The 6,842-nt window shown below is 71.1% G+C and carries 5 protein-coding genes and 1 pseudogene; 3 read left to right on the top strand and 3 right to left on the bottom strand.

Annotation, left to right across the window (positions count from 1 at the left end):
• Together BFF77_RS06915 and BFF77_RS06910 are read right to left on the bottom strand one after the other, a co-directional pair.
• A pseudogene (locus BFF77_RS06915) lies at nt 1–193 on the bottom strand (SigE family RNA polymerase sigma factor); the annotation flags it as partial.
• A gap of 118 nt (nt 194–311) precedes the next feature.
• Entirely contained in the window at nt 312–743 is a 432-nt protein-coding gene (locus tag BFF77_RS06910; protein ID WP_066944954.1) for a hypothetical protein, read from the bottom strand.
• A 249-nt stretch (nt 744–992) separates the two neighbouring features.
• On the opposite strand from BFF77_RS06910, the gene BFF77_RS06905 reads away from it, so the two are divergent.
• The 3 genes from BFF77_RS06905 (at nt 993) to BFF77_RS06895 (ending at nt 5,235) form a co-directional block, all read left to right on the top strand.
• Nucleotides 993–1,739 carry an alpha/beta fold hydrolase gene (locus BFF77_RS06905; RefSeq protein ID WP_066944951.1) on the top strand — a complete coding sequence of 249 codons (747 nt, stop codon included), beginning with the start codon at nt 993–995 and terminating at the stop codon, nt 1,737–1,739.
• Between the two features lie 91 nt (nt 1,740–1,830).
• Nucleotides 1,831–2,832: an ABC transporter substrate-binding protein gene (locus tag BFF77_RS06900; RefSeq protein ID WP_079124897.1), complete on the top strand. Its 1,002-nt coding sequence runs from the start codon at nt 1,831–1,833 to the stop codon at nt 2,830–2,832.
• 171 nt (nt 2,833–3,003) lie between these two features.
• Nucleotides 3,004–5,235, top strand: coding sequence for a serine/threonine-protein kinase (locus tag BFF77_RS06895; protein ID WP_066944948.1), 2,232 nt, complete (start codon nt 3,004–3,006; stop codon nt 5,233–5,235).
• An 8-nt stretch (nt 5,236–5,243) separates the two neighbouring features.
• On the opposite strand, the gene BFF77_RS06890 is transcribed toward BFF77_RS06895, so the two are convergent.
• Nucleotides 5,244–6,749, bottom strand: coding sequence for a lysine N(6)-hydroxylase/L-ornithine N(5)-oxygenase family protein (locus BFF77_RS06890; protein WP_079124896.1), 1,506 nt, complete (start codon nt 6,747–6,749; stop codon nt 5,244–5,246).
• Nucleotides 6,750–6,842: the final 93 nt, after the last annotated feature.

The following is a 6,842-nucleotide window of genomic DNA, read 5'->3' as shown; positions in this document are numbered from 1 at the left end:
GCCGGAAGAGCGCGGCGAACGCGTCCTGGACCACGTCCTCCGCGGTGGGCAGGTCGTCCACGAGGAGCAGGGCCAGCCGGACGAGGGGGAGCCGGCGGTGGTGGTAGAGATCGTCGATCGCGGCCGTGGCCCAGGGCGGTCCGGTGAGGGCGGTCGGCAGGTCACGTCTTCCGGCGAGGCTGCGCAGCAGCAAGCGCCAACGGTGGGGGAGGGTCGCTGCGACTGCCGCTGCCGCTGTGCTCATGGTTCTCCTGGACGGGTGGCGGGGGCGGGGGCCGCCCGGTCGTCACCGGGCGGCCCCCTGGGGGTCGCTACTGGGCGGGCGCGGGCGCGGGGACCGGCCTGGCAGGCGCGGGCTTCGCCGGTACGGGCTTCGCCGGTACCGGCTTCCCGGGCGTGCTCGGAACCGGCGACGGCTCGGCCGGACCGGGGCTCGGCACCGGGCTGGGAACCGGACCCGGCTTGCCCGGGACCGGCGTCGGCGTGGCCGGGACCGGAGCGGGCTTGCCCGGCACGGGCTTCGCCGGGGCGGGCGCGGGTACGGGCTTCGCGGGCGCGGGCTTCGCGGGAACCGGCTTCGCCGGGGCGGGGGCCGGAACCGGCTTCGCCGAGTCGGCCTGGGCGGCGGTCACCACTCCGCCGACAGCCAGCGCGGCGACGGCCGCGGACGTACCCAGGACCAGCCGCAGCCGGCGCCGGAGGGCACCGCGGACAGCGGGTACAGCGGTGTGACGTGCGGACATACCGTTCCTCGAATCATCTCGGCAATGGACGGACAGATGGGTGGAGGCGCCTCCACCCCGACAGACGTCCGTCCGGCGCCGAGGTTGCGGCTGGAGCCGAAGACTTTTCGCGGCGGGCCGCACCGGGGCCGGGACGCGCGCATCGCGTGACGATTGCGTCGCTGCGCGCACAGAGACGTACAGAACCGTAGGGAACCGCACGAAAGCGGGGCTGTTACGCTCGGAAAAGGGACTTCGAGGGGTGATTCGATGTCCGAAACCTTTGTCCTGGTCCATGGGGCATGGCACGGCGGCTGGGCCTGGCAGCCGGTGGCCGCGCGGCTGCGGGCGGCCGGTCACCGCGTACTGGCCCCGACGAGTCCCGGCCTCGCCGTCGACGACGATCCCCGTGATGTCACACTCGCCGATTGTGCCGACGCCCTCGTCGACCGGATCGAACGGCTGGATCTCTACGACGTGACGGTCGTGGCGCACAGCTGGGGCGGCTATGTCATCGGCGGCGCGGAGCGGCGGCTCGCCGGAAGACTGAAACAGGTGGTCTTCTACAGCGCGTTCGTGCCACGGGCGGGCGAGTCGCTGCGTGACGCCCTGCCGCCCGGGATGAAGACCGCCTTCGACGAGCTGAGCCGTGCGTCGGGGAACAACACGGTCGGCGTTCCCTTCGAGCTCTTCGCGTCCAGCTTCATGCAGGACGCGGACGAGGCGGCGGCGCGCGTCGTCTGCGAGCTGCTCCGCCCGCAGCCCTACCGGACCATGACCGACGCGCCGACCGCCGACATGACTCCCAGCGGTGTCGACGTCCCGAGCGCCTATGTGGTGGGGGCGGACGACCACACGCTGCCGCCCGGCGAGTACGGATGGGTCCCCCGCTTCCCCGAACGGCTGGGGGACGTACCCGTCGTCCGGGCTCCGGGAAGCCATGAAGCGCTCTTCACACGGCCGGACGAGCTGTCACGGACGCTGCTGGATCTGGTGGGCCTCGTCAACTCCGCGTGACCAAGAGCCGTGTGGCGACCGTGACTTGTGACCTGAGGGCCGCTAAAGTTAGGTTCCCCTTACTTCTTTCTGCCCGAGAGGTCTCCTCATCGTGTCCACCGTGTTCAGAACGGCCCTCACCCGCCGCCGTCTCGCGGTGGCCGCCGCCACCGCCGTATGCGCGCTCACGCTCGGCGCGTGCGGCGGCAGCGGCAGCGGCAGCGGCGAGTCCACGGGCAAGGGGGCCGGCGCGGAAGGCGACACGCGTGTTGTCAAGACGGTGATGGGCGAGGTGGAGGTCCACGGGGTGCCGGAGCGGGTCGTCGTGCTGGACACCGACGCGCTCGACTCGGCCGTCACGCTGGGCGTCACGCCGGTCGGCGCCACCGCCGTCGCCGACCGGGCGCCCTTCTCGACGTACCTCCCCGCCGACGAGCTCAAGGGCATCGAGCCGGTGGGGGTGATCGCCGAGCCGAACCTTGAGGCGATCGCCGCGCTGAAGCCGGACCTGATCCTGAGCAGCAAGGTCCGCGACGAGAAGAACTACGCCTCGCTCTCGAAGATCGCGCCGACCGTCTTCTCCGGCACCACCGGGCCGACCTGGCGGGAGAACTTCCAGCTCCACGCGGACGCGCTCGGCAGGAAGAAGGAGGCGGCCACGGTCGTCGCGGACTACGAAGCGCGTGTCGAGCGGCTGACGGAGGCGCTGGGCGGCGCGGCGAAGGCGAAAGCGACGACGGTCGGATTCGTGCGGTTCGTGGAGGGCGCGGACACCCGGCTCTACCTCAACGACACCTTCGTCGGCTCCCTCTTCAAGGACCTCGGGGTCGGCCGGCCCGCCAACCAGGACAAGGACGGCTTCTCGCTCGACGTCAGCCCGGAGCAGATCGACAAGGCCGACGCGGACGTCATCTTCCACTCCACCTACGGCGACCCGGAGAAGGCCAAGGAGACCGGCATCACCGGTGGCCCGCTGTGGAAGAACCTCGACGCGGTGAAGAAGAACATGGCCTTCGAGGTCGACGACAACCTCTGGATGCTGGGCATCGGCTACACCGGCGCGAGCCGGATCCTGGACGCCATGGAGAAGAACATCACCTCGTCCGCCCGCTGACCGCCCCGGGCGCCCGCTGACCGCCCCGGGCGGCGGACGACCGCCCCGGTGAAGGATCGGGTGTGCGCGTGACACCACGGTGCAGGATTGTTCGAATGTCTGCACTCCGCCGCAGGGTATCCCCCTCTACTCTGTTGATCCGACTTCCTTGCAGGCGGAGGGATTTGAGCAGTGGCGCTCAGCAAGGACGATCCACGGTCGATCGGCGGCTACAGATTGGTCGACCGTCTCGGTTCCGGGGGCATGGGAGTTGTCTACCTGGGCAGGTCGCGCTCCGGGCGCGAGGTCGCCATCAAGGTGGTGCACGCCCAGTACGCCGAGAACCAGGTCTTCCGTGCCCGCTTCCGGCGGGAGATCACCGCCGTGCGCAGGGTGAGCGGAGCCTTCACCGCGCCGGTCATGGACGCGGACCCGGAGGCGGCACGGCCGTGGATGGCCACGCAATATGTGCCCGGACCATCCCTGGCCGACCGGATCCGCACACATGGCCCTCTCGACGACAGCGAATTGCGGCGGCTCGCCCTCGGGCTCGTCGAGGCGCTGCGCGACATCCACGACGCAGGCGTGGTGCACCGGGACCTCAAGCCCGCGAACGTGCTGATGGCCCAGGACGGACCTCGCGTCATCGACTTCGGGATCTCGCGTGCGGCGGAGAACCAGACCCTGACCGGGACAGGGGACATGTTCGGCACGCCGCCGTTCATGTCTCCCGAGCAGTTCCAGGATCCCCGCTCGGCAGGACCGGCCTCGGACGTCTTCTCGCTGGCGGCGTTGCTGGTGTACGCGGCGACCGGACGCGGGCCGTTCGACGCGGACAGCCCGTTTCTGACGGCGCACCGGGTGATGAACGAGGATCCGGTGCTGGACGAGGTGGGGAAGCCGCTGCGCGGGATCGTGGCACGCTGCCTGGCCAAGGAGCCCGCCGGCCGGCCGGAACTCGGCGAACTGGCACAACTGCTCGCCGCTCTGCCCGAGTCGGCGCCGAACGACATACCGACCATCACCCTCGGGGGCGGGCCCTCCACCGCGCATACAGCGACCGCGGCACGCGCCGGACGCGGGCGACGATTGCGTCCGGCAGCCGCCGCCACCGCGGGCATCCTGGCTCTCGGCCTCACGGTCTACCTCACCCTGGGGCAGCGAGGCGGGGACGAGGGTACGGCGAACGGGGCAGGGGCACGACAGTCCGCCGGCTCGCCGTCGGCCGGAAGTCCGAGTCCGCGGTGGAAGCCGGTGCCCAGCGGCTGGCACCCCTGGCAGACGACCCTGTACGAACCCGCGGCGACCGGCGTCCAGGAGGCCGTCAACAGCATCGAGATGGGAGACGGTTCACACTGCGTGACGGACGACGACTCCGTCTACTGCGGTGGCGAGGGCGTGCTTCCGGTCCGGATCGACGCGAGGACAGGTGAGACCGTCTGGCGTGCCGCCCCCGCGCGGTCCGTGGAAGCAACCGATGGGTACACGTCCTCTGTCATCGGTGTGCGGAACGGTTCGGTGCTCGTGCTGGAAACGACGTTCGAGGAAGGCCCCGGCCAGGCCGACATCATCGGTCTCGATGCCGAGAAGGGCAGACAGCTCTGGGCCCACCCGGCGGGCCCTCAGAACCCCACCGGCTTCCTGTCGGAGGACCTCGTCCTGACCATGGACGAGGGCGAGCAGTCGGTGACGGCCCGGACACCCCGGACAGGAGTCACGCGCTGGACGGGGGAGCTGCCCGCAGGCCATACCTGCTCACTTCTCGCCACCGACGGTGACCCGTACATGCTCTGCGAGCGAACCTCCGAGGGGATCACCACCTCGGTCCTTCTCGTCTTCGACCTGGACGACGGCACCTCGCGTCGCGTGTCCAACCTGCCCAACGGCCTCCCCACCGGAATCCACGACGGCCGCATCGTGTTCCTGGACCGGCGCTCGGACGGGACCGGCACCTCGCTGGAGGACATGATCTACACCCATGCGGATCTGTTCGACCCCGAGGTCGGCGGCGGGAGGACCGTGCGGTTCCGGGACGAGCTTCGCGGAACAGCGACCCTGGTGGACGGCACGCTCTACTTCGTGGAGTCGAACGGCGGGGTGACGGCCGTGTCGCCGGAAACCGGCAAGCGGCTGTGGACAGTCCGGACGCCCGTGGAAAGGCTGGGCGACCCCCTGCTCGACGCAGGCGGGCGCACCCTGTATCTGGCCAGTGAGAGCGGGCGCCTGGTGGCGCTCGACGCGCGGACCGGCAAGGAACTCTGGCAGACGCATGCGCGCGCCAGTGCGGCAGCCATCGCCTCGTACGGCCCCAGGGTTCTGCTCAGCGGCGGGGCTCTGGTCGTCAGTACGCCGGACGGCACCGTCTTCACGCTGGACCCCGGTCGGCCTCAGCTGAAGGCGGTGCCCGCCGTGGCGCCTTCGTGAGTCTCGCGTCACGCGCTCGGCACGCCTGGTGCGTCCGGTACGCCGAATGTTGTCCAGGCGGCGCGTTCGGGGACGCGGAGCGCTGTGCGGCCGGCTGCCGCGTTCAGGATCGTCGCGGCCCGCCAGGCGCCGAGTGTGAGGTCGGGGGCGCCGACGCCATGGGTGTGGAGTTCGGCGTTCTGGACGTACAGCGTGCCGGTCACGCGCGGGTCCAGCGTGACGCGGTAACGGTCGTCGATCCGGTAGCGGCCCTTCTCGTCCCAGACCACCAGCTTCGCCAGGGTGTCCAGGAAGTCCGGGCGGGCCGCCGCGTAACCGGTGGCCGAGACGATCGCCGACGTGCGTATCTCGAACACCTCGTCCTGCTCGGTGTGGCGGCAGGTCAGTACGTACCCCGTGCCGCCGTCGCTCTCGGGCCGCGCCGCAACCACCGCCACGCCCGGGTGGAGCGCGGCGCGCGGTTCCGTACCGCCGATCGTCCGCTCGTACAGCTCGTCGTGTATCTCGCCGAGCGTCTCCTCGCTGACGCCCTTGTAGAGCTGCCACTGTTCGCGGACGAGCTGGTCGCGGCGCCCGTCCGGCAGGGCGCGGAAGTAGCGGATGTAGTCGGGGGTGAAGTGCTCCAGGCCGATCTTGGAGTACTCCATCGGCGCGAAGGCGGGCGTACGGGCGAGCCAGCGTACGTACGGACCGCCCCGGCCGCTGCCGTCCTGCCGGCGCAGAAGATCGAGCGTGACCTCGGCGCCGGACTGGCCGGCGCCGATGACGGTGACGTCGTCAAGTCCGGCCAGGCGTGTCCGGTGGGTGCGGTAGTCGGCGCTGTGCAGGACGAGGCCGTCGGACGGCGCGGGCGGGGCGGGCTCCGAGGTGGCGGGCGTGAGCAGCGGACGGAGCGGTTCCGGTACGACCGGTGAGGTGCCGACGCCGAGCACCACGTGACGTGCCCGTACGCGCGAGAGCGAGCCGTCCGCCGAGCGGTAGGTGACGGCGAACGCGCCACCGCCCGCGCCCCGGTCCCGGCCGTGGTCCTCGTCCCCGCCCCGGCCGTCGTCCCCGCCCCGGCCTCCGTCCTCGTTGTCCTCCCACTCCAGCTCCGTGACGCGCGCGTCGAAGCGGCAGGACGGCAGGCGCTCGGCGACCCAGCGGCAGTAGTGGTCGTACTCACGGCGCGGTATGTGGAACCGCTCGGAGAAGAAGAACGGGAACATCCGGTCGTGCTCGCGCAGATAGTTCAGATACGACCATGGACTGGTCGGGTCCGCCATCGTCACCAGGTCGGCCAGGAAGGGCACTTGGAGGACCGTGCCCTCCATGAGCAGCCCGGGATGCCAGGAGAAGGCGGGCTTGGCGTCGAGGAAGAGGGTGCGCAGGCCGGGGGCGGAGCCGTCGCAGAGCGCGGCGAGGGAGAGGTTGAACGGGCCGATGCCGATACCGAGGAGGTCGTAGGGGGTGGGGTCGGTACGTATGTGCGCGGCACGTGCGTGGTGCGCGGCGCGTGCGTGGTCGTTCGTCATGGCTGGGCCTCCGGGTCGTTGAAAGGGGGCGGGCTCGCGGCGGGCGGGGTCACCGCGCCTCTTCGGCGAGGCCGGCGGCCACGACGGTGTGGA

This window comes from Streptomyces lushanensis, assembly GCF_001700515.1.
GTDB lineage: Bacteria > Actinomycetota > Actinomycetes > Streptomycetales > Streptomycetaceae > Streptomyces > Streptomyces lushanensis.
This window is presented reverse-complemented; position numbering and strand designations above follow the sequence as displayed.

Bases quoted from the DNA above. Each gene is read 5' to 3' on its own strand.
- BFF77_RS06910 (WP_066944954.1), bottom strand. From the start codon at position 743: ATGTCCGCACGTCACACCGCTGTACCCGCTGTCCGCGGTGCCCTCCGG.
- BFF77_RS06905 (WP_066944951.1), top strand. From the start codon at position 993: ATGTCCGAAACCTTTGTCCTGGTCCATGGGGCATGGCACGGCGGCTGG.
- BFF77_RS06890 (WP_079124896.1), bottom strand. From the start codon at position 6,749: ATGACGAACGACCACGCACGCGCCGCGCACCACGCACGTGCCGCGCAC.